Genomic DNA, 23,258 nt, shown 5'->3' on the forward strand with positions numbered 1-23,258 from the left:
TTTATCCGCAGTGCCCGTTTTTATCTTTTACTGATTTGTGAGAATTCCATGACTGCGACAGCCTCTCCCCATATTGTCCAAGCCGCCCGCCAAGCACTTACCCTCATGGACCTGACGAGTCTGAACGATAGCGACACCGACAGCACCATTGAAGCACTCTGCCAGCAAGTGAAAACGCCCTTTGGCACGCCTGCTGCGGTGTGTGTCTTCCCCCAGTTCATTGTCACTGCCCAGCGCGCATTAACCGCTCATACCCTCAATGACCAAGTGAAGATCGCCACCGTTACCAATTTCCCCAATGGCGGCGGCGACATTATGGGCGCCGCCCGCGAAACGCGTGATGCCGTTGCCTCCGGTGCCCATGAAGTCGATGTTGTGTTCCCCTACCGCGCCCTGATGGCGGGCGATGAAGAGACTGGTATTGAGCTCGTTGAGATGTGCAAAGCCGCCTGCGCTGGCCAAGCACTGCTCAAAGTGATTATTGAATCCGGCGAACTCAAAGAGCCTGCGCTGATCAAACGCGCCAGCGAACTCGCCATTGAGGGCGGCGCTGATTTCATTAAAACGTCGACCGGCAAAGTAGCCGTTAACGCTACGCTTGAAACCGCTGAGATTATGCTCACAGCCATCAAAGCCAGCGGCAAAGACGTTGGCTTTAAAGCGGCGGGGGGCGTCAAAACCGCCGAGGACGCGGCAGAATACCTAGCCCTGGCCAACGAGATTATGGGCCCAGGCTGGGTGACGCCTGCGCACTTCCGCTTTGGCGCTTCCAGCCTATTGGGCAACCTACTGGCGACGCTGAGCGGCAACACCAACGCGGCACCCCAAGGCCAAGGAGGTTATTAATGTCTGCCAACACAACCCATCACGCCTTGCTCCCCCAGGAGCTGATTCGCCTTAAGCGTGATAACCAGCCGCTGCCTTTCGATGAGATCAAAGGCTTTGTGCAAGGCATTGCCGATGACCGCATCAGCGACGCTCAGATTGGCGCCTTCACCATGGCGGTGTTCCTCAATGGCATGAGCCGTGAAGAAGTGGTTGCGCTGACCACCGCTACACGAGACTCCGGCCACGTGATGCAGTGGAGCGACCTTAATCTGCCCGGCCCAATTGTGGATAAGCACTCCACCGGCGGCGTCGGTGATTTGGTCTCGCTCGTGCTCGGCCCCTGGGTGGCCGCCTGCGGCGCTTTTGTACCCATGATCTCCGGGCGCGGCTTGGGCCACACTGGCGGCACGCTGGACAAGCTCGAATCGATTCCCGGCTACGACCCTTACCCCGCCCCAGAGCGTTTCCGCGAGGTGGTGAAATCCACCGGCGTGGCCATTATTGGCCAGACCGGTGATTTGGCACCTGCTGACAAGCGTATCTACGGCGTTCGCGATGTGACCGCTACCGTAGAATCGATTCCGCTGATTACCGCCTCCATCCTGGGCAAGAAGCTGGCCTCCGGCCTGGATGCGCTGGTGATGGACGTTAAAGTCGGCAGCGGTGCCTTTATGCCTACCCCTGAAAAATCCCGCGAGCTGGCTAAAAGCATCGCCAATGTGGCCACCCAAGCGGGCACACCCACCACGGCGCTGCTCACCGACATGAGCCAGCCACTAGCGCCCTGCGCTGGTAACGCCGTTGAAATCGTCGAGACGCTGGCCCTGCTGCGCGGCGACCGGCCCACCAGTCGCGTGATGCAAGTCACCCGCGAACTGGCTGTCGAGATGCTGATCGCAGGTAAGCTCGCAGGCTCGCGTGAAGAAGCGCTGACTAAATTGGAAAAGACGCTAACCTCCGGCGCTGCTGCTGAGGTGTTCGCTCGTATGGTGCGCGAACTGGGTGGCCCCAGCGACTTTATGGAGCGCTCAGAGCACTACCTGGCAAAGGCCGAGGTAATCAAACCGGTTTATGCCGAGCAATCGGGGATCGTAAAGCGCATCGATACCCGCGCCGTAGGCATGAGCGTGGTGGAACTGGGCGGTGGTCGCCTGCGTAACGACGCCAGCGTCGATCACAGCGTCGGCTTTACCGACATCGTCGAGATCGGCGAGAGCGTGGACAGCCAGCGGCCCATCGCCATGGTGCACGCCCGCAGCGAAGCCGCTGCCGAGCGCGCCGCCCAGCAGCTACGCGCGGCGTTTACGATTGGCGAAGGTGCGGTCAGCGCCGATACGTTGCTACAAGACACTTTCCGTGGAGAAGCCTCATGAGCCGCGCGATTTTATTGGTACTCGATTCGTTTGGGATTGGCGCCGCCCCGGACGCCGCCACCTTCGGTGACGAGGGTGCGGATACTCTGGGCCATATCGCCGCCGCCTGCGCCCGCGGCGAAGCGGATAACGCCAACCGTTCCGGCCCGCTCAAGCTGCCCAACATGGCCAAGCTGGGGCTGTTTCACGCCCACCGCGATGCCACGGGCAATGTGGCCGAAGGTGTCACGCTACCGGAAAGTTTGGAAGGCGCTTACGCCCACGCCAAAGAGATTTCCAGCGGCAAAGACACCCCCTCCGGCCACTGGGAAATCGCTGGTGTCCCGGTCCGCTTTGATTGGGGCTACTTTCTGGATAAAACCGACAGTTTCCCCCTTGAGCTGCTCGATGCCATCGTCCAGGAAGCCGACCTCACCGGTGTGATTGGCAACTGCCACGCTTCCGGCACCGAGATCATCGCTCGCCTGGGTGAAGAGCATATAGCCACCGGCAAACCCATCGTTTATACCTCGGCGGATTCGGTATTTCAGATCGCCGCCCATGAAGAGTACTTTGGCCTGGAGCGGCTCTATAAACTGTGTGAAACCGTCCGCGAGCTGCTGGAGCCTTACAACATCGGCCGCGTGATTGCGCGCCCGTTTATCGGCGAAGACAGCAACACCTTCGCACGCACCGGTAACCGCCGCGACTACAGCGTTGAGCCGCCCTCGCCTACCGTGCTGCAAAAGCTCGATGATGCCGGCGGCGAAGTGGTCTCGATTGGTAAAATTGCCGATATCTACGCCCACTGCGGCATTACTCATAAGGTAAAAGCCAGCGGTCACGACGCGCTGATGGACGCGACGCTCAACGAGATCAAGCGCACCAGCCAACGCGACGAAGGCGAGCGCGCCATGATCATGACCAACTTTGTCGATTTTGACTCAGTCTATGGCCACCGCCGGGATGTGCCAGGCTATGCCGCCGCGCTAGAAGATTTCGACGCCAAGCTGCCTAATCTCCTGGCGGCGCTAAGCGACGATGACCTGCTGATTCTCACCGCCGATCACGGCTGCGACCCCAGCTGGCACGGCACCGAGCACACCCGCGAGTATATCCCCGTTCTGGTACACGGCCCCGGCTTTACCCCCGGCCCGCTGGGCGAGCGCGGCACCTTTGCCGATATTGGCCAAACCCTGGCTGACTTTTTCCTGCTGCCGGCCATGGCCGATGGCAAAAGCTTTCTACCTAACGCTTCATAAAGGCTAGCGCCGCTTAAAGGAGACCTTTGATGGCAACCCCGCATATTAACGCTGCCCCCGGTGATTTCGCTGATACTGTCCTGATGCCCGGCGACCCGCTGCGCGCCAAATACATCGCCGATACCTACCTGGAGAACGTGCGTCAGGTCAACGATGTGCGCAATATGTTCGGCTATACCGGCACCTACAAAGGCCGCGAGATTTCCGTGATGGGCCACGGCATGGGCATTCCGTCGGTCTCCATCTATGCCAAAGAGCTGATCACCGACTACGGCGTTAAATCGCTGATTCGGGTGGGCTCCTGCGGTGCGGTACGCGACGACGTCAACGTGCGCGATGTGGTGATCGGCATGGGCGCCAGCACCGACTCCAAGGTCAATCGCATGCGCTTTAACGACCACGACTTCGCTGCGATTGCGGATTTTGAACTGACCCAGCACGCCGTTGCCGCCGCCAAGGCCAAAAACGTGCCGGTCAAAGTGGGTAACATCTTCTCAGCGGATTTGTTCTACAACCCGCAAACCGACATGGCTGAAATGCTCAAGCGCTACGGCATTGTTGGCGTCGAGATGGAAGCCGCAGGCCTTTACGGCGTCGCCGCCGAGTTTGGCGCCCGCGCCATGACCATCTGTACCGTGTCGGATCACATCCTGAAAGGCGACTCGCTCTCCAGTGCCGATCGCCAAACCACCTTCGACGACATGATGCTGATTGCACTCGACACCGTGCTTCGCGACGACGCTGCCCGCGCCTAGGAGACAGGAAGCATGACGCAAGTATCAGAAGAGATCGTTCAAAAGCTGTTGAGCGCGCGAGCCAATGCCTATGTGCCCTACTCCGCGCATCCGGTGGCGTCAGTCATGGTCACCCCCGATGGTCAGCAGTTTGCGGGTACCAACGTGGAAGTGGCGCACTACAAAGGCCTATGCGCCGAAGCCTCGGCCATTTCCGCCATGATCACCGCCGGGCAGCGCCAACTGGCGACCGTTTATGTCATGGGCCCGGGGGACCATCTCTGCACGCCCTGCGGCGACTGTCGCCAGCGGATTCGTGAATTCGCCACGCCAGAAACCCAAATCAAGGTACTTTCCGGCAGTGGGGAATTGATGAAAACCTACACCATGGAAACACTGCTGCCTGACGCCTTTGGGCCAGAGCAGTTGCCGCCGCGTTAAGCCAGTCCCTTCGGCAATCAAAACCAGCCCCCACGCGGGCTGGTTTTGTGCATTTATTGCTCGTACTCTTAATAGCCACTGTATGCCTTTGATGAAGTGTGCCGATAAGCACACAGCCCCCATTTGGAGAACGCCATGGCTGGTTTACTGCCCAACATCGACCCCGACGGCTTGCTTGAATACTCAGTGGTTTACACGGACCGCTCGCTGAACCATATGTCACAGCAGTTTCAATCGGTGATGCGCGATATATCGGCCACGCTGAAAGAGGTCTATCACGCTCACTCAGCCGTCATCGTTCCCGGCAGTGGCACCTTTGGCATGGAAGCGGTGGCGCGTCAGTTTGCCGTCGATCAGAAAACCCTGGTGATCCGCAACGGCTGGTTCAGCTATCGTTGGACACAGATTATCGAGATGGGCCGTTTAACCGACCAGCACGCAGTACTCAAAGCGCGGCGTCTGAATGCCGAGGACCCGCGCTCACCTTTTCAGCCGGTTCCTATTGATGAAGCCGTTGCACAGATTCGCCGCGAAAAGCCTGCGGTCGTATTCGCCCCACAGGTAGAGACCTCTGCAGGCTTACTGCTACCGGATGCGTATATTCAAGCACTCGCCGAGGCCACCCACGAAGTAGACGGCTTATTGGTGCTGGACGCCATTGCCGCGGGCACCCTGTGGGTGGATATGCAGAAGCTGGGTATTGACGTAGTGGTAAGTGCGCCGCAAAAAGGCTGGAGCGGCTCGCCCTGCTGCGCCATGGTCATGCTGTCAGAGCGGGCCGCGCAGCGATTGAGCGAGACTCAGAGCAACAGCTTTGCCTGCGATTTAGGCAAGTGGCATAGCATCATGCAGGCTTATGAAAATGGCGGGCACGCTTATCACGCCACCATGCCCACGGACGCCTTACGACAGCTGCGCGATATCATGCAGGAAACCCGCGCTTACGGCTTTGCCAAGGTGAAAGAGGAGCAGCAAGCCATTGGCCGTGAAGTCCGTGCCATGCTCAAGCGCTACGGTTTTGTCAGCGTGGCGGCGGAAGGCTTTGAGGCACCGGGTGTGGTGGTCTGCTACAGCGACGATAGCGGCCTGGTAGGTAAACTTGCCCAGGCGGGGGTGCAGGTAGCCGGCGGCGTACCGCTGATGTGCGATGAAGGTGATAACTTCCAAACTTTCCGCATTGGCCTGTTCGGTTTAGATAAACTGCACCACACAGAGCGCAGCGTGGATAGCCTGGAACAGGCAATCAAAGCAGTCGTATAAGGCGGTAGGAAAAAGCGGTGTAAAAAAGCAAGCCCGCTCGTTTAAAGAGCGGGCTTTGTTAAGACCTGTAATAGCATTCTTTATACCCTGCGCCCTGTGACATCCTTCATTGCGCCTGAAAATTTGTCGATGCTGGCCGTTTAATCAAGCACACTGAGCTTATGCTGATCTAGCGCAGCTTTATGCTTACTTACCGACTGGTTTGTTCGCATCAACAGCGCTGCTCTCCTCCACTTTTTCGACATCCACAATGCCGGAGCGACTCACCACGACTTTCCAGCGGGCTAGGTAGGGTGTGTCTTCGCTTCCTGTTTCACGAATGATTAGATTGAACAGGTGACGACGCTCGACACCTTCGCGCACCGCCTGCCCATCTTTAAGACGATAGATGTGATGTTTGCCTTTACTCATTAGCCGCGTCAGCATGGAAATATCCACGTTGAGCGTTTCGCGAGTATGTTCGTAGCCGCTTAAAAAGCGGGTGGGCGACATACGTGAGCTTGATCGGTAGTGCAGCACCACCTCTTCCCGCTGAGCCACTTTGCGTCGCCGCAGCTGTTGAATGTCATCTCCCAGTGACGTAAAGCGTTTGTAGTCGAACCACTCTAACTGGCGGCCCACCACGGCATTGCGCGTGGGGTCTAAATATTGGCGGCGCCACTTGGGACGGCCTTTGCGCAGCCAACGCCAAAGCGTGTTGCGCAAATCATCTTTAAACACCTCACGCATGGCATAGAGCAGCGCCATGGCTAAGACGAATAGCGCAGAAAGATCCCCAAGCGCGCTACGTAACTGCAGCACCCCTAGCGTCACGAACCCCATCACTACTGCCGTGGCTAGGGCTTTGACCGCCTTCTGCTCACCGCTGCCGAGCTCTAATGCTTCTTGCTTCAGCGTAATCGGGTGCTCGATCAAGCGCCGCAGCAGGCGCATTTTGTTCGACATACGCGTCGGGTCCGCCATTACCCGCTCAGCGTTGTACTGCTGGTCGCGGCGGTGCTCGCTCTCACGATGGCACACGCTGATAAAGCGCCGGCGAATATCGGTAAACTCGCCGCCGCGAGGCATGTGCGCTACCAGCGCCAACAACTGCTGCTCGGTAAACCAGGAGAGGTAGTTATCAATGTTGGCAAAGTACTTTTTGAAACTTTCATCATCCGGCTGATTACGCCGCAGCCGCTTGAGAATACCGTCGCTCAAGTCGATCATTTCATGCAATTGATCACTTAAGGCTGTGGCACTCTCTTGTACCTCACTGCTCTCTTCGCGTTGATCTTGGCGTGCATGACGCAGTTTATTGGCGGTCACTAACATTGCTTGGGTAGTGCGCTCCATCGCTTCCACGTATTGATAGGCGTAAAGGCTCAAACTCAACCGATAGGAGTCGCTGCCCAGCCGGTTACGGCTGGCCAACCGGCTATGCACGAGTGGCAGCAGGTACTCGTCGCTGTAATAAGTGCGCGATACATGGATGGCGGCATGATAAAAAGCCTCCTCTGAGATAAGCTGAGTACTTAACCCCAGCTCGCCAGGTACAAAAAGGTAGACGTCGAGGTTATGCGATGTCTCTTCCTTGAGCCGCCGAGTAAGACGCAGCTGAAAGCTGTTTTTACGCTCAACGTTGATCAACTCACCAATCTCCTACTCCTTTGCCTAACGTGATGATATACCATGGCTTAAATGATCAGGGTACTGCACTCAATCACTGCCCGCTGTTCACCTCTTCATCTGTGGAGCTAGGAAATGCCCATTGCCCGTTTTTCACCCTTTGAGCTGCTGTTATTAAAGAGCCGCAGCCAAGTGGATACGGCAACCCTGCTACTGTTGGCTTGGGTGCTGGTGCACCGCCAACACGTGTCTGAAGGCCAGCGACGGCGGCGCCTAGCCCAGGTGACGGCACAGTTTCGCCATGGCCATGAACTGGCCCCAGTGATGAGTATTGCCCATAGCCAGGACCTGCAAGCGATCCAGTTAGCCGCCGAGGTGGTACGCAAAGAGTGTGGTACTGAACGAAGTTTAAGCGTTATTCACCAAGCGATTACCGTGGCCACCGATGATGGTGAGTTGTCGTTGGCCAACCATTATATTTTGCGCTTTTTAGCTGACTTGCTCACCGTTGCCCCGATGACCTTAAACACCCTATTTAAGGAGCTGACAGGGACGCCGCTAAGTACCCCCGAAGACCCGAGTCGTGATGCCTACTGGCAAACCCACGACCCAGATTACCACGCCCGCAAAGCACGCGAAGCGGCGGCGGCCGAGCAGCGGCATCGAGAGGCCCATGCACGGGCCGAACAGCAACAGCAGCAAAAAGAGCAGCGCCACCAGCAGAAACAACAAAAACAGCAGGAAAAACAGCAAGAGAAGCAGCGACGCCAAGAGGAGGCCCGCCAATCGAAGGAGCGCGACCAGCAGCACCAGCAAGAACAGGCGCGCCAGCAGGAACAAGCGCGCCAACGCCAACGCGAGCAAGCCGAACAGGCAAAGCAGCGCTCCCAACGGCAAGGCTCGTATCAGCATGAGCGGCGCAGCCATGATTCACGCCAGCAGCGCACCGCTCCCCCGCCCCCTGACCGCACCGCACGGGCACTTTCAGTGCTTGGGCTTACCCCCGGTGCAAGCCGTGTGGAGGTTCGCCATGCCTATCGGCGAATGGCGCAACTACACCATCCAGACCGCTTCTACTCCGAAAGCGAGCATCAGGTCGCACTGGCGTCCGCACGTTTTCAACGTATCAAAAACGCCTACGATTACTTAATGCAAACTTACTGAGGTCATGCAATGCTAAACACTTTGCGCTGGCCTGCGAGAATCAAGCTATAAGAGAAACGATAGCCCCCTATGCGCGATTTGTACCAGCGCCTCGCGATTCCCCCCGAGGCTGACGACCAAGAGATCCAGCACGCTGTGGCTAGCTGCCAGCATAGCGCCCTGCGCCAAGACGCCGAGGCAGTATTTGCCGTTGCCGCGCGCCGCGAAGCCTACGACACGCTGCACGACACCGTAAGCGATATTGGCAGGCTGCGCGCACGCCTGGGGCTCAGCCACGGCGCCCACTGGCAAGGCGATGTGGCCAACGACTTTTCATTGCCGCCCGATCATGCCATCTCGCGCCATGACGAAATGGTTGACCGGGTGAGTCATGCGGTCTCTCTATATAACCGGTGGCGGCGCTTACGCGCGCCGTGGTTACTCATCGCCGTGTTCGCCGCCGGTGCTGGCATAGGTGCCGGCCTGGGGCTTGCCTTGTGCTGGGGACTGTTGCCGATGTGACGCAGCTCGATTAGCCGGCTGATCATGCTTGCGTGCCTGATCATCGCGACGAATTTCTGCTTTGGTCGGGCGTGGCGCTGGCTTTGGCGGCGCGGGTCGCTTGTGATCTTCTGTGTCCGATTCTTGCTCAGCGTCTGAAGTCCCCTGGTCGCTGGTGGGCGCATCATCGTCAAGCGAGAAAGACGACCCTGCGGTAGCCTCCATACGATCTTCCGAGCGCGACTCCATACTGATGCTGAGGCGCGGCACGCCCAGGTCGATTTCCTGCTCTTCCATACGCTGCTTGAGCAATAGATTAAACGCCCTAGATACATCCCACTGCATTTCGGGCGCGGTGCGAAAACGCATACGCAGGATCGGGCAACCATCTTCAAACCCCTGAACCCCCTGCATTTCCAGCGGCGACCAGATGTAGTGGCGCATCATGGGGTCACGACGCAGCTCCTGGGCGGTCTCTTGCATCAAGGTAATCGCATCGTCGATTTTCATGCCGAACGGAATAAGGATACGCATCAGCGCAATACCGAACTGACGCGACATGTTATGAATCGATTCGATGCGGCTAAACGTGATGATGTGAACGATCCCATCCAGATCGCGAAGCCTTACGGTGCGCAGTGTCAGACCCTCAACGGTGCCCATATGGTTATTGATCTGCACGAAGTCATCGACCGCCAGCGAGTCCTCGATCAAAATAAAGATGCCGGTAATTAAATCCTGCACGAGCGTTTGGGCACCGAAACCAATCGCCAGACCAATCACACCGGCACCGGCTAACAGCGGCGTTACGTTTACCCCTAGGTTGGCCAGCCCGGCGATAACGGCAATGATTAAAATAGTCACGAAGATGACATTGCGAATCATCGGCGTAATGGTTTGCGCCCGCGCTTGGTTGACTCGCCGCCCCCGCGAACGCGCTGATGACATCAATGCACGCTGGATAGCCGTATCGGCAAAGATCCACACCAACCACGCCAGCAGAACGGTCGCGCCGAGACTGACGAGCGCTTGCCCAATGCGGGCACTGGCAACCGCTTGCTGCCCCAGGCCAAAGAACGAACTGCCCCACACCTGCATCGAGAGTTCAGCAAACACCATCCAGGCGAAGATATGGGCGAGGACGAAACCAAAACGCTCCAGGCGTTTGCGATATTGGCTCTGACGGTGACGATGGCGGCGTCGGCCCAGACGCTCCGCCTGGCGGCGTAGCAGGCCAGTCACCACCAGTGTGAGTACCAACAGGCTGGCGGATATGATTGAGCGCGCAAGGGCAGTGCCGACATCGCCAACGGTAATAAAAATCGCCAGCAGCGAACCACTGACCAGCAGCAGCGCAGGAATGTGCCATAGGCCACCCAGCGAGCGGATCATTTCAACGGCGGTGCTCGCATCACGGCGCTGCTTGAACGGCCGGTTGCAAATCAAATGGCGCACGGGGCGTTTGAATTTAATGATAAACCGGGCAGAAAGCAGCGCTGCCAGCATATTGGAGAGCACCGAGACCAGGCTCGATAGCTCACTTCCCAGCATTTCCACCAGGCGAGTCGAGTTGGCCGCATCGCCCAGCGCAATCAACGCCCCAATCACAAACATGCCGCGCAGGGCATGCTGCTGAAGCAGTTGCACCGCGGTAAAGCGATGCCCGCGGCTAAAGAACGCAATCACGGTTTCGAACACGACTGAAAGCGCCCGCCCACACAGGCATATATAGGCCACCACCAGCACCAGCGTACGCCCAGGGCTATCCGGCAGCGCTTGGCCAACCCCCAACGTAATGGCAAAGGCCAACGCCCAGGGCAGCATACGGCGCAAAAAGTGCACCGCCATTAGCCAGGCTTTGGGATCCCGGGGCAGATCCAGCGGCCATTCACGACGGGTAGCCACCATGCGCCCAAAGGCAATCATGACCACCAACAGTACGATCCAAATCAGCGCCAGAACGGCCCCTTCTGCGGCCGCACGAAGGGCCTCACCTTGGTCGGCATCGTCGTTTATGGCGCGTAAATCTTCCGCCCCCTGCACCAATTGACGCGACCATTGATCAACCGGCGAGTCGCCAGCCTGGGCCTGGTCGCCGAGGTCACTCAAGGTGTCGGCTAGAGCACCCAGCAGCCCCTGGCGCACCACGCCTTCATCTTCAGTAGCGGCATCGGTGGTCACCTGCAGCTCGCGTAGTGACGTCAGTAGTTCTGTGCGGCGCTCCTCGTTTTCAAGCAGGGTGATCACGTCACTCAACGAGGCCTGGAACTCTTCGCCACTAATATCGGCGGTTTCCTCCTCGCTGCCATCACCCAACCCCGGTAGCGAAACCGTTTGCGCCTGGGCTTGAGTGATGGCCATGCTCGTCACTACACCCGTCAAGGCGAGGCTCGCCAATGCCCAAAACACGACGCCTATTAGCGAATTGATTAACCAGTGCTGTCGCACGCCTTACTCCTGAAAATTAGCTTTGATGGCGCCTGCTCACCGTCTGTCACCGCGATGGGCGTAATGCACTCAGCCTCAACGCGTGACTATGATAGGCTGACTGCTCAAACGTTCACCTCAAGGATGCCGAGATGACGCTACAAGCTCCACCTAACCGCTTAAACAGCCATGGGAATATCCGGCAGGTTGGCGTCGAAATCGAATTCGCTGGTCTGCCACCCCGTGACACGGCGATGATTGTTCGTGATCTGTTTGGCGGGGAGCTTAACGTGGTAAGCCCTCACCGGCTACTAGTAGAGAACACTCGCTGGGGTAAGTTTGGCATTGAACTCGATACCCAGTATGCGCATCCTGACAAAACGCTCGTCAACGACCCCCATGCGGAAGATAGTGAGTGGTCGCGTCACCAGCACCAGCGACGGGTTGAGTTTCACCAGAAAACTCGCGAACTGATTGGTGACATGGTGACGGGTTTAGTGCCTACCGAAATTGTTTGCCCACCGGTACCCTGGAATGAGCTGGAAGACCTTGATGCACTGTTTAAAACGCTGCGGGCGCATGGTGCCAAAGGAACCGATGCAAGTTTGATGTATGGCTTTGGGCTGCATCTCAACCCTGAAGTCGAGCGCTATGACGCCGACTATATACTCGCCATGCTGCGCGCATACCTGTTGCTGGCCGGGTGGCTGCGCGATGAAATTAAGGTCGATATTACCCGTGAGATGCTGCCCCATGCCAATCCATTTCACAAAGCCTACGCGCTAAAAGTACTCGATAGCCGCTACTCGCCGGATCTGGACACATTGATTGACGATTACCTGCACCACAACCCAACACGCAATCGCGAGCTGGATATGCTGCCACTATTTGCCTATCTGCGCCCTGATCATGGCCATGAGCTGTTACATTCTCAGCTTACGCAACCGCGTCCAACGTTTCACTACCGCTTGCCCAACGCCCAGCTTTCCCAGCCAGGCTGGGGCTCAGCCATTGAGTGGAACCGCTGGGTAGAAGTCGAAAAATTAGCGGCTAACGCCGACGTGTTGCTCGCTCGCTGCGCTGAATATATTGCCGAGCATAATCGCCCGGTGCTGGTGCGGGTAAAAGCAAACCTCGTCCGCTCTGCACAGAAACTAAGCCGCTGGCTGCGGCGTAAACACTAATACCGCTTCTACTTTTTTATTGCCACAGTGAGAAACCATCGGAATGTCTCGGCCGCTTATCGGAATTACCACCTCTGACCAAAAAAGCCACTTAGCGTGGTGGTTTGATTGGTTTGCCGTCTGGCGACACGGCGGCAAGCCGCTGCGCTTATCGCCTTCACGGCCCCAGCCTGAGCACCTTGACGGCTTGATCATTGGCGGCGGTGACGATATCCAAGCCCACCTTTACGGCGGCGAAGTACAGCTGGATGTGCGGCTAGACCCGGCAAGGGATGAGCTGGAACTTGCGCTGCTTGAACGGTTTATTCCCCTGCATACGCCAGTGCTGGGGATTTGCCGCGGCGCGCAACTGATTAACGTCCATCTCGGTGGCACGCTGGATCCGGACATTTATACCACTCATGAAGGTTTGAAACGGCGCCGTACTGTACTACCCCGCAAAACGGTCGATATCGTTGGCGCCAGTAAACTACACCGCTTACTCGGTGTAACGTGGTGCCGCGTCAATAGCCTGCATCACCAAGCCGTTTATGGGGCTGGAAGGGGCATTGAGATCGTGGCCCGTGACCGAGATGGCCTAGTTCAGGGCATCGAATCACGCGAGCATGAGTTTTTGATTGGCGTGCAGTGGCACCCCGAGTGGTTGATTTTTAACCGCCCCCAACAGCGCCTAATCCGCGCACTGGTGAGAGCGTCAAAACGCCACGCAACTCGGCGTGGCTAACCCACCACACAGCCAAACACACTGCAGTAGTCACGCCATAGCGTCGTTATAATATAGCAATAGAAGTGTGATTTAGTTTAGCGCCGCCAAAGCAGCGTCGTAGTCGGGCTCGTTTTTCAACTCGCTCACTAATTCACTGTGTAGCACACGGTTGTCGGCATCCAGCACGACCACTGCACGGGCACATAGTCCCTCCATGGCGTTATTGCTCAGCGCCACACCCCAGGCTTCACGAAACTCTGGATGCCGGAAGGTCGACAGCGTCTCGACATTGTCCAATCCTTCCGCGCCGCAAAAGCGCTTGGCCGCAAACGGCAAATCGGCTGAAACGACCAATACCACGGTATCGTCGAGTTTCGAGGCCAACGCATTGAAGTGGCGCGTTGACATGGCACAGGTGGGCGTATCCACGCTGGGAATAATATTGAGCACCTTACGTTTGCCAGCATAGGTGGCTAACGTGACGTCTTGCAGGTCGGTGTTGGTCAGCGTCATGTCTGGCGCTGGCTGGCCTTTCCCAGGCAGCGTACCAGCGACATCCAGCGGTTCACCTGCACGGGTAATTTGTTGCATTGTCGTTTCCTTATGTCGTTAATAATGAAAGCGTTCTAACCATCTGATAAGCCATGATAGGCTATCTTCTCGCCTTTGCAGACTCACCGCAAAGCGCTTCGTTCAATAACTGCGTTTCAATGCACTGAGGGAGTGATATGGCTTGTGTCTTGATCGTTAAAACCGGTGACGCCTATCCAGAAATTGCCGAGCAGCACGGTGACTTTGAAGCGCTATTTGAACAGCAGCTCAGCACCGCTCTGCCCGATCATTTAGCGTTGACCATATGGGACGCTCGACAAAGCGCCACCCCGCCAGCGCTCGATACCTTGGCGGGCATTGTGATCACCGGTTCGCACAGTATGGTCAGCGATGCTGAGCCCTGGAGCGAAGCATTGAAACCCTGGCTGCAAAGCGCCCTGGCCAACGACACGCCAATGCTGGGCGTTTGCTACGGCCACCAGCTAATGGCGGCTGCCTTCGGCGGTGTTAGTGATTATCACCCCGCTGGCCGGGAGTCAGGTACTCACCCGGTACGACTCACGCAGGCAGGTCAACAAGACCCGCTATTCAGCCAACTCCCAGAACGCTTTAACGCCCACCTTTCCCATGCGCAGTCGGTCATGCAGGCGCCCCATGGCTGTACGGTGCTTGCCCACAATAGCCACGACGCCCACCAAGCGCTGCGCTATGGCCCACGCCAGTGGAGCGTCCAGTTTCACCCAGAGTTCACTGCCCCTGTTATGCGCGCCTATATTGAGCGCCAACGTGCTGCCTTGCGCGACCAGGGCGAGAACCCTGAAACCCTCTCGGCTGAGGTAATTGATGCCCCCGAAGCGGCTAGCCTGCTGCAGCGCTTTTTAAGCTTTGTTTAGCCGCTCGCCCCGCCATTATTTACTTTTTGTGCTGGTCTCGCCGCGATGCTAACCGATCAGCGAGTCGTGTAGGTTCAGGCAGCTTGGTACGCCCTAAACAGCGCATTACCCACTCAAGCGAGGATTCCAGGGTGATGCGATGCCCCGGCGATACATACACCGGCTTAACCTTGGCACGGGAGCGCAAGACAGCACCAATTCTCTCTTTACCCGCATAAAGCGGCACCCAGTCGCCTCGCTGTTCGCCCACCTCGGTATATTTGCCATACAGGCGGGATTTGGCGATGCCAATGGTGGGCAAATCAAGCCAAAGCCCCAAGTGGGCCGCTACGCCTAATCGGCGCGGGTGGGCAATCCCCTGCCCATCGACCATGACCAATTCGGGCATCACACTGAGTTTTTCAAACGCTTTCAGTGCGGCGGGAATTTCACGGAACGAGAGCAAGCCGGGTATGTAAGGCATGCGCGTCGGCTCGCGGTGAACCACTTGCTCCACCACGCTTAAGTTGGGCGCGGTCTCCGGATCCCACTTGAGCATCACTACGGCTGCCCGGGTGGTTTCGCCGCTGTCTTCAAAGCCGATATCGACGCCAGCGATATGCTTGACCGACGACACGCGGTCAGTGGTTTCCAATTGCCGCGCCAATTGTGTTTGTAACGCCCTCGCTTCTTTGGGGGCTAGATTCCATTCGTGTAGCGGTGCTGGCATGTCATCCTCCTTGAACATTCAACAAACGCGGTCTTATCTTTCTCTTCTCTAATACATAAGTTTGCTAATCAATAAATTTGCTAAACCACAAGTTTACTAAAACATAAGGTAGCAAAAAAAAACGCCCCCACACCTGAACAGGTGCGGGGGCATTGAGAGTGGCTCAACTGCCGCGGGGCGGCGGTCGATTACTCTTTAAGCGCGTTCACGACGACGAACCGGCGCATCGCCTTCATCACGACGGCGGCGTGGTGCACGCTCAGCCGGTGCGCTGTCTTCGCTGATTTCCAGCGGACGACCTGCCACACGGGCACGCGCCATCTTGGCTAGAATCGTCGAGGGCAAACCGCTCGGCAGTTCCACGACAGAGAAGGCATTGCGAATATCGATACGACCGATACGCGCACCTTCAATACCGCCTTCATTGGCAAGCGCACCCACTAGCTGGCCGGGCTTCACGCCATCTTTATGTCCGACGGAGACGCGGTAACGCGTCATGCCTTCGGTCGGGCCGCTAGTGCGTTCACGACGGGCACCCGGTTTACCGCCAGGAGCGCCATCACGCGAGGGCTTCTCTTTGCGCGGCGCCTGCAGGCGACCAATCGGTGCTTCATCGGCTCGTGCCATGGCAGCAAACGCACAGGTTAGCTCGATGGGGTCGTGACCTTCTTCGATCAGACGCTCAATCAAGGCACGCTGCTCTTCTGCCCCTTTGGTCAAGGAAGCAATGACGCGCTGATGGAAAACTTCGTCACGATGGGCGCGAATGGCTGCCTCGTCGGGCAACGGCATTTCGGTCATTTTCTGACCGGTTGCCTGCTCCATCCAACCTACTTTACGGCCTTCACGGAAACCAGCAAAGGTAATCGCAATACCGCTACGACCCGCACGGCCAGTACGACCGATACGGTGCGTGTAAGCTTCCGCATCTTGAGGCAAATCGTAGTTGATAACGTGCGTGATACGCGGCACGTCTAGACCACGAGCCGCCACATCGGTCGCGATCAGTACGTCAATCTTGCTGCGCTTCAAACGGGTAATGGTGCGCTCACGAAGGCTCTGGTCAAGATCACCTGACAGGCCAGCCGCGTTAACACCACGGGCCGTTAGCTGCTCGACCAACGTGGTGCAGGCAGCACGGGTACGTACGAAGACGATAGCGGCATCGACCGGCTCGACTTCAAGAATACGTGCCACGGCTTCCAGCTTAGCGCCACCATCAACACGCACAATGCGCTGTTCGATGTTTTCGCCAGTAGTGGTGCGTGACTCAATGGCCACCTTCACCGGGTCAACCAGATAGCGGTTAACGATGCGCTCGATTTCAGCGGGCAGCGTTGCCGAGAAGAACACACGCTGAGCATTTTTCGGGGTATCGGCAACCACGCGTTTTACGTCGTCGATAAAGCCCATGCGCAGCATTTCATCAGCTTCGTCCAGCACCAGGGCGGACAGGCCATCAAGCTTTAGGCTACCGCGATCCAGGTGGTCGATAATACGGCCTGGTGTACCCACTACTACCTGCGCGCCACGCTTAAGGGCACCCAGCTGTTCGCGGTACTCTTGACCACCGCATAGGGTAGCCACTTCAAGACCCTTGAGGTTTTGGCCATACTTACTAAACGAGGCAGCTACTTGCTGAGCCAACTCGCGAGTAGGCGCCATTACTAGCACTTGCGGTTCGCGGCGAGTCAGTTCTAAACGTGACAGTAACGGCAGTGCAAACGCAGCTGTTTTACCGGTACCTGTCTGAGCTTGGCCCAGCATATCGCGGCCTTCAAGCAGCGCAGGGATGGTTTGCGCTTGAATCGGCGAAGGGGTTACGTAGCCCTGTGATTCAACAGCAGACAGAACGGCAGGCAAAAGAGCAAGATCGCCGAAGCTCGGCGAGGCGACAGAAGTCGAGGTCATTAATCACACCTTGGTAGGCCGGTAAGTACCGGCAAAAAACATCATGAGCGTCCCTGACTCTGTTATCGCAAAAACGCCAATCAAATGGTCGTTATCGAAAACAGGCACCGCCGAAGCGGTCATAGCCATCAATGGAGTCGGAGACGCCGGTCGCACCTAGCATCCGGTTGGCAAACACCGCATTTGCGGGCCAGCCGTTGTGGCGACCTTCTGCGCCGATTTCACCCGTGTGGTGAAATACTGGAGGCGCGCCATCTTCACAGCAATGAACATCCAGCAATTGGCAAGATGTTCCCGCAAGCGATACTGCTAATAACTATTAACCACTGCGTTTTGATTAATCACTACGCGTTAATAATTATGCAAATGTACGCTTACCGTCGTGATGGAGGGGTCAGCACATGCGAGGAGCGCGCATCCTAACATTACATTTTATTTCTGACCAGCCCTTTTTAACTTACACCACACTGAATCAATGGCTTGCACTTGTGCAAATTTCGTCTAACCTAATAAATGCCTAAACAAGTTCACTACTCTCAAGGAGCGAAACGATGAACTGGGATCAGATCGAAGGCAAATGGACAGAAATGAAAGGGAAAGCACGTTCTAGTTGGGGCGACCTAACCGACGATGAGCTGGATCAGATCGGTGGTAAAAAAGACGAATTGGTCGGCAAGCTTCAGCAAAAGTATGGCCTTGAGCGCGAAGAAGCCGAACGCAGAGCTGATGAGTGGGCTGATCAGCAATAACGTCCTAATAAGCAGCCCTTTACGTACCAGTCACATTTACTATCTTCGTTACATTTACTATCTTCGTTACTAAGTAGGCAAACATAACTCATTCATCTATGGATGACTCGGCCTACTCGTTATCGTAGCCACATGGAGAGATGCTATGCGTAAGACAATTCTGACAACAGCAATCGGTACAGCCCTACTGGGAATCTTCGCTATGAGCGCTCACGCTCAAAATGAGCCTCAAGGCATGTATTCTGCCGATGACATTCTCGATGCAGAGGTATACTTCGCCGGCGGTTCCGGTGCAGAAATTGGTGACGTTGACGACATCTTGTTCGATGAAGAGATGCGCATCAGTGCCATTGTTATCGAAAGTGGTTCCGTGCTTGGACTAGGCGGTCGTGAAATCGTGGTAGATACCGATTACTTCACGCTGGAAACCGATACAGAAGAAGACGGTGATACCGAGCATCGCATCATGGTCGAAGCTAGCCAGGAAGAAGTAGAAGCCTTCCCTGCCTATAACAACGACTGGTGGGAGCAGACTAAAGCCAACGCACGTGACGCGTGGGAAACCACCCAAGAAGGCGCTCAGAGTGCATGGCAAAATACTCGCGAAGCAGTTAACGCCGACGAGTAAGCGCTTAAGCCTTTATGCCAACTTGGTGTATATACCCGCTTGGCATGTAAGGAACTAGAAGGGCCGCCCAATGGGCGGCCCTTCTTGCGTTAGTCATTCGCTTAGCGGCGACGTACTCCTTGACCGGGTAAGCGCTCTCGGTCATGAGGACGTCCAAAATCGAGTAGCGGGCCAGCAGGCACGATACGAGTAGGGTTGATCGTATCGTGGCTATAGTAGTAGTGGCGCTTGATATGATCCATGTTGACGGTTTCAGCCACACCGGGCCACTGGTAGATTTCACGCACGTAATTCGACAGATGGGGGTAATCTTCAATACGCTTGAAATTGCATTTGAAATGGCCGTAATACACCGCATCAAAACGTATCAATGTGGTAAATAGACGAATATCTGCCTCGGTCAACCACTCGCCAGCTAAATAGCGCTGCTCTGCCAGACGTGCCTCCATCCGATCCAAGGCGTCAAACAGGGCCTTAACGTGTTTTTCATAAACCGCCTGCTCGGTCGCAAAGCCCGTTTTATAAACACCGTTATTAATGTGGTCGTAGACATCGGCGTTGACCTCATCGATCACGCTACGCAAGTCGTCAGGGTAAAAGTCCAGGTCATTGCCGGTGAGCTCATCAAACGCATGGTTGAACATACGCAGCAGATCGGCAGACTCATTATTGACAATAGCGCTACGCTGCTTGTCCCAGAGCACGGGCACCGTCACACGGCCGGTATAGTGCGGGTCGGTTTTAGTATACAGCTGATGGTGGAAGTCCACGCCATTGATCGGATCGCCGCTGGCGCCTTCATCCTGACAGTAGGTCCAACCTTGATCGAGCATCAGCGGGCTAACGTGGGAGGTGCCCATCAACGGCTCCAGCCCTTTCAGTTTACGCATGATCAAGGTTCGGTGTGCCCAGGGGCACGCCAACGACACGTATAGATGGTAGCGGCCTTCTTCTGCCGGGTAGCAATCGCCCTCCGTCTCTGGCTGAGCGCCTACCCAATCGCGCAGCTGCGCGGACTCACGGACAAACTCGCCGCCGTGTTTTTTAGTGTCGTACCACTGGTCTTTCCATTCGCCGTTGACGAGTAATCCCATAGGGCGTCTCCTGAAAAATTTCCATGAATGGCTTGGCTTGATGCCGCTATCATTTTTTCAGCATACGCCCGCCTGAAGGATGCTCAAGCGGATGTTTTACGGTCTTTCATTCGAGAGAGTCGAATCATGCTGCGCGCACTCGCTGATGACCGCTTGTTTTAACGCGGCGGCCATCGCATGCGCCGCTGGCCCTGCACGGTCACGATCACGAAATATCAGTTGAATGGGCACTTCGCGAACACCACCCGATGGCAGCGGTAGTACCTTTAACTGGCCGTTTTTTAGCTCTTCACCGATACGGGTTTCAGGCATCCATGCAAACCCCAACCCACGACGCAGCATATCCAACGATGTGTTCAGGTGGGTGACGGTCCAACGCTGCTCAGCTTTCAACCAGCCTGAGTTAGTGGATTGGCGAAGCGCGGAATCCCGTACCACCAACTGGCGATGTTGCGCCAAATCACGCAAATCCAGTGAGCGGCCTAGTTGATGCAGGGCATGCTGAGGATGGGCGACCGCAATAAAGCGCACCGTCACCAGCGGCTCGCCCAAAAAACCTTGCGCCTCAATACCAGAAACCACCAAGTCTGCACGACCATCGTAGAGCATTTCAATGCCGCCATTGAGCACACTTTCGTGTAGCTGAACACGCACTTGGGGATACGTTTCAGAAAAGCGCTCCAGCGCTTTGGCTTGGGCGGCGGCGGGAAAAATCTGGTCGATGGCCACCACGATTTCCGCTTCTAGACCAGCGGCCAGTCGCGTCGCCACATCTTCAAGCGAGGCAGCGCTTTCAATTAACTGGCGAGCACGGCGAAGCAGCAATTCTCCGGCTTCCGTTAAGCGTACTTGGCGGCCTACTGGCTCCAGCACCTGTACCCCTAGCTGCTCTTCCAATTTATGCACGGCATGGTTCAGCGTCGATGGGCTTTTATGAACGGCTTCAGCCGCACGTGCAAACCCACCATGGTCAACCACGGCGGCTAACATTTGCCATTGTGAAAGTGTTACCCGGGACATTTCGATTTCCTCAACGCAATACAGCGAAACAATGCGCTTATTATTCGAAAAAACATGTCTAGAATGCCAGGAAACGAACGACAGTTCCGCCTATGCGTATAAAAAGCCTGTTAGGATTAGAAAATACGCTTTCCAAAAGCACACTACTGCTGAGCGACCAGATAAACTTTAGACGTTTGTTATATTTTTACTTTATAAAAAACAGTTTTCGTCTATGATGAATATAGCTTATTTAGTTAGCCTGCTTTGTCTGTTACATTTCTTAGCAAACGGTGTTTATAAATCATAATAATTGTCTATTACGCCCATTATTCTATTTAATTAAATTTTATGTATAGACATACAGTCTAGGCACCCCTTCCCTCATGGGGTATGGTTTCCGGGTTTATGCGCTTAATTGTTGCTTTTAATCACGAACTCGGCGGTCTATTTACCCATGTTGCGAATCCTCCATTCGCTGCCCCGCACGCACAAATTATTACTGTTACCCGTGGCCACAATGGTCACTGTGCTGGGCACACAGAAGTTACTGACGACATATCACGATATAAACCAAACACACACACCGCTTGAAAGCGTGCTGGTACCGCTTCCTAGCGATTCTGCCCCAGGTGTTCCTTCGCTGCGTCAAGAGCGCACCCCGGTGGCTGATGCGATCGACCGCGCCTCCCGCGCCCTCGATGCCACCCGCGAAAATATCCCCCTTAGCGAGCTAACGGCTACCGAGATCGTCGATCTCGATATGAACGTCATTTCAAGCGCAAAAGCCGATATGGCAGGACAAAGTGCCCTGGACGGCGAAGTGACGGTATTGAACGCGGCAGCCGTGAACATTCCTGCATTAAACAACGCCATGTTAAGTAGCGCTAAGCTAGATGACGGCGCGCTGCATATGGCGATTGTGCTTGGCACCCTTTCTAGCGGCATGCTGGATGTGGACGATGCTTCCTCCGTTGAAATTGCCGATGCCACTTCCTACGAAGATTATGGCGTTGAGCTATTCGACGACATCTCATTTTTGGATCTAGAGCTGGCGGCTGAAGAGCCCTTTGTGCCTGAATGGGAAACCCACATTGTCGAAGCTGGCGAAACGTTCGCGGTGCTGGCACAAAATGAATTAGGCCTGGGGTACAGCGAAGTACTGACCCTACTTGAGGATTTACCCGACCAACGCATATTAACCAACTGGCGTGCAGGGCATAGCTTTGATTATCAGTTGGATGAAGATGGGCGTTTGTTGTCACTGCGGATGATGAAAAATACCCGCGATGGCATTTTGTTGGAGAAAGATGCAGAGCATTTCGCCGTCACTACTATTGAGCGTCAGGGCGAGCCTGTTCAGCGCCTTTACGCGGGTAGCGTCAGCGGTAGTTTCGCACGCTCAGCCCAGGCAACCGGCCTCAACAGCGGCTCGGTCACGGAACTGACGAAGCTACTTGAGAAAAAACTCGATTTTCGGCGTGATAGCCGCCGTGGTGACCGCTTCCAAGTGCTCGTCGAGTCAGACATGATCGACGGTGAAACACTGGATTCACGGGTATTGGCGGTACACTACGATGGCGAGCGCATGGACCTCACCGTGGTACGTAACGCCACCGACGATAACTTTTATACGCCTGAGGGCGGCAGCCTGGATCCTGCGTTTGCACGCCACCCCTTTGACGGCAGCTACCGCTTAAGCTCGAATTTCAATCCACGCCGTAAGCATCCGGTAACGGGACGCGTTAGCCCGCATAATGGCACTGACTTTGCCATGCCGATTGGCACACCTGTCACATCGCCTGCCAATGGCGTCGTTGAGCGTGTCAGCAACCATCATGCTGCTGGGCGTTATATCGTTGTGCGCCACGATAATGGCTACCGCACCCGCTACCTTCACCTCTCACGCCCACTGGTTAGCCAGGGCGAGCGCGTGACCATGGGTGAACGTATTGCGCTGTCTGGCAACACCGGGCGCAGTACTGGCCCCCATCTTCACTACGAAGTCATCGTCAATAACTCACCGGTCAACGCGATGACCGTTGCACTGCCTGAAAACACCAGCTTAAGCGGCGATACGTTGATTGCCTTCAAGAGCCAAGCCGCGCCTATCCTGGCTACCTTGGAAAGTGGCGAGACAGGCCCGGTTAGCGTTGCAACCTACCAACAGGACAGCGACGACTAAGCTGAGTGATGGCTCAAGACTACAAAGCACCGCCCCAAAGGGCGGTGCTTTGCGTTGGTGAAAGCTATTTCTCTTACTGGTGGCTAACCATT

The 23,258-nt window shown here is 56.1% G+C and carries 22 protein-coding genes; 14 read left to right on the forward strand and 8 right to left on the reverse strand.

Features of this window, described 5'->3' with window-relative positions:
• The first annotated feature begins 48 nt into the window (after positions 1–48).
• The 6 genes from deoC to ACUN8H_RS02675 all read left to right on the forward strand — a co-directional run bounded on the left by deoC (position 49) and on the right by ACUN8H_RS02675 (position 5,877).
• Positions 49–846: a deoxyribose-phosphate aldolase gene (gene deoC / locus ACUN8H_RS02650; protein WP_445530617.1), complete on the forward strand. Its 798-nt coding sequence runs from the start codon at positions 49–51 to the stop codon at positions 844–846.
• A complete protein-coding gene (deoA, locus tag ACUN8H_RS02655) occupies positions 846–2,201 on the forward strand; it encodes a thymidine phosphorylase (RefSeq protein WP_445530618.1) in 1,356 nt (451 codons plus the stop codon). The genes deoC and deoA overlap by 1 nt, the downstream gene beginning before the upstream one ends.
• Positions 2,198–3,442, forward strand: coding sequence for a phosphopentomutase (locus ACUN8H_RS02660; protein ID WP_445530619.1), 1,245 nt, complete (start codon positions 2,198–2,200; stop codon positions 3,440–3,442). Before deoA ends, ACUN8H_RS02660 begins: the two co-directional genes overlap by 4 nt.
• Before the next feature lie 29 nt (positions 3,443–3,471).
• Positions 3,472–4,197 carry a purine-nucleoside phosphorylase gene (gene deoD / locus ACUN8H_RS02665; RefSeq protein WP_298967901.1) on the forward strand — a complete coding sequence of 242 codons (726 nt, stop codon included), beginning with the start codon at positions 3,472–3,474 and terminating at the stop codon, positions 4,195–4,197.
• A 12-nt stretch (positions 4,198–4,209) separates the two neighbouring features.
• The gene (cdd, locus tag ACUN8H_RS02670) at positions 4,210–4,617 is read left to right on the forward strand and encodes a cytidine deaminase (RefSeq protein WP_445530620.1); all 408 of its coding nucleotides are present in this window, start codon (positions 4,210–4,212) and stop codon (positions 4,615–4,617) included.
• 135 nt (positions 4,618–4,752) lie between these two features.
• Entirely contained in the window at positions 4,753–5,877 is a 1,125-nt protein-coding gene (locus tag ACUN8H_RS02675) for an aminotransferase class V-fold PLP-dependent enzyme (protein ID WP_445530621.1), read from the forward strand.
• Positions 5,878–6,063: 186 nt separating this feature from the next.
• On the opposite strand, the gene ACUN8H_RS02680 is transcribed toward ACUN8H_RS02675, so the two are convergent.
• Positions 6,064–7,506: a hypothetical protein gene (locus ACUN8H_RS02680; protein ID WP_445530622.1), complete on the reverse strand. Its 1,443-nt coding sequence runs from the start codon at positions 7,504–7,506 to the stop codon at positions 6,064–6,066.
• 114 nt (positions 7,507–7,620) lie between these two features.
• Between ACUN8H_RS02680 and ACUN8H_RS02685 the strand changes: the two genes are divergently transcribed.
• Positions 7,621–8,649: a DnaJ domain-containing protein gene (locus ACUN8H_RS02685; protein WP_445530623.1), complete on the forward strand. Its 1,029-nt coding sequence runs from the start codon at positions 7,621–7,623 to the stop codon at positions 8,647–8,649.
• A 69-nt stretch (positions 8,650–8,718) separates the two neighbouring features.
• Positions 8,719–9,150, forward strand: a complete 432-nt coding sequence (locus ACUN8H_RS02690) for a hypothetical protein (protein ID WP_445530624.1) — start codon at positions 8,719–8,721, stop codon at positions 9,148–9,150.
• Here ACUN8H_RS02690 and ACUN8H_RS02695 read toward each other — a convergent pair.
• The gene (locus ACUN8H_RS02695) at positions 9,067–11,577 is read right to left on the reverse strand and encodes a mechanosensitive ion channel domain-containing protein (protein WP_445530625.1); all 2,511 of its coding nucleotides are present in this window, start codon (positions 11,575–11,577) and stop codon (positions 9,067–9,069) included. The two genes, ACUN8H_RS02690 and ACUN8H_RS02695, sit on opposite strands and share 84 nt — an antisense overlap.
• 131 nt (positions 11,578–11,708) lie before the next feature.
• Between ACUN8H_RS02695 and ACUN8H_RS02700 the strand changes: the two genes are divergently transcribed.
• Together ACUN8H_RS02700 and ACUN8H_RS02705 are read left to right on the forward strand one after the other, a co-directional pair.
• Positions 11,709–12,740, forward strand: coding sequence for an amidoligase family protein (locus tag ACUN8H_RS02700; RefSeq protein WP_445530626.1), 1,032 nt, complete (start codon positions 11,709–11,711; stop codon positions 12,738–12,740).
• A gap of 43 nt (positions 12,741–12,783) precedes the next feature.
• Positions 12,784–13,464 (forward strand): gamma-glutamyl-gamma-aminobutyrate hydrolase family protein, encoded by a 681-nt coding sequence (locus ACUN8H_RS02705; RefSeq protein ID WP_445530627.1) that lies wholly within the window; start codon positions 12,784–12,786, stop codon positions 13,462–13,464.
• 72 nt (positions 13,465–13,536) lie between these two features.
• On the opposite strand, the gene tpx is transcribed toward ACUN8H_RS02705, so the two are convergent.
• The gene (gene tpx / locus ACUN8H_RS02710) at positions 13,537–14,037 is read right to left on the reverse strand and encodes a thiol peroxidase (RefSeq protein WP_445530628.1); all 501 of its coding nucleotides are present in this window, start codon (positions 14,035–14,037) and stop codon (positions 13,537–13,539) included.
• A 137-nt stretch (positions 14,038–14,174) separates the two neighbouring features.
• Here tpx and ACUN8H_RS02715 point away from each other — a divergent pair, with 137 nt between their 5' ends.
• Positions 14,175–14,891, forward strand: coding sequence for a glutamine amidotransferase (locus ACUN8H_RS02715; RefSeq protein ID WP_445530629.1), 717 nt, complete (start codon positions 14,175–14,177; stop codon positions 14,889–14,891).
• A 19-nt stretch (positions 14,892–14,910) separates the two neighbouring features.
• Here the strand turns inward: ACUN8H_RS02715 and nfi are convergent, their stop codons facing one another.
• The 3 genes from nfi to ACUN8H_RS02730 all read right to left on the reverse strand — a co-directional run bounded on the left by nfi (position 14,911) and on the right by ACUN8H_RS02730 (position 17,791).
• Positions 14,911–15,600: a deoxyribonuclease V gene (gene nfi / locus ACUN8H_RS02720; RefSeq protein ID WP_445530630.1), complete on the reverse strand. Its 690-nt coding sequence runs from the start codon at positions 15,598–15,600 to the stop codon at positions 14,911–14,913.
• 195 nt (positions 15,601–15,795) lie between these two features.
• Positions 15,796–17,511: a DEAD/DEAH box helicase gene (locus ACUN8H_RS02725; protein WP_445530631.1), complete on the reverse strand. Its 1,716-nt coding sequence runs from the start codon at positions 17,509–17,511 to the stop codon at positions 15,796–15,798.
• 91 nt (positions 17,512–17,602) lie between these two features.
• Positions 17,603–17,791 carry a hypothetical protein gene (locus ACUN8H_RS02730; protein WP_290696295.1) on the reverse strand — a complete coding sequence of 63 codons (189 nt, stop codon included), beginning with the start codon at positions 17,789–17,791 and terminating at the stop codon, positions 17,603–17,605.
• A gap of 271 nt (positions 17,792–18,062) precedes the next feature.
• Between ACUN8H_RS02730 and ACUN8H_RS02735 the strand changes: the two genes are divergently transcribed.
• On the forward strand, positions 18,063–18,260 hold the full coding sequence (locus ACUN8H_RS02735) for a CsbD family protein (protein WP_290696293.1): 198 nt from the start codon (positions 18,063–18,065) through the stop codon (positions 18,258–18,260).
• Positions 18,261–18,405: 145 nt separating this feature from the next.
• Positions 18,406–18,888: a PRC-barrel domain-containing protein gene (locus ACUN8H_RS02740; protein ID WP_445530632.1), complete on the forward strand. Its 483-nt coding sequence runs from the start codon at positions 18,406–18,408 to the stop codon at positions 18,886–18,888.
• Positions 18,889–18,989: 101 nt separating this feature from the next.
• Here the strand turns inward: ACUN8H_RS02740 and ACUN8H_RS02745 are convergent, their stop codons facing one another.
• Positions 18,990–19,982, reverse strand: a complete 993-nt coding sequence (locus ACUN8H_RS02745; protein WP_445530633.1) for a glutathione S-transferase family protein — start codon at positions 19,980–19,982, stop codon at positions 18,990–18,992.
• 96 nt (positions 19,983–20,078) lie between these two features.
• Positions 20,079–21,002, reverse strand: a complete 924-nt coding sequence (locus tag ACUN8H_RS02750) for a LysR family transcriptional regulator (RefSeq protein ID WP_445530634.1) — start codon at positions 21,000–21,002, stop codon at positions 20,079–20,081.
• Positions 21,003–21,438: 436 nt separating this feature from the next.
• Here ACUN8H_RS02750 and ACUN8H_RS02755 point away from each other — a divergent pair, with 436 nt between their 5' ends.
• Positions 21,439–23,166, forward strand: coding sequence for a peptidoglycan DD-metalloendopeptidase family protein (locus ACUN8H_RS02755; RefSeq protein WP_445530635.1), 1,728 nt, complete (start codon positions 21,439–21,441; stop codon positions 23,164–23,166).
• Positions 23,167–23,258: the final 92 nt, after the last annotated feature.

It is taken from the genome of Vreelandella sp. V005 (assembly GCF_052645115.1).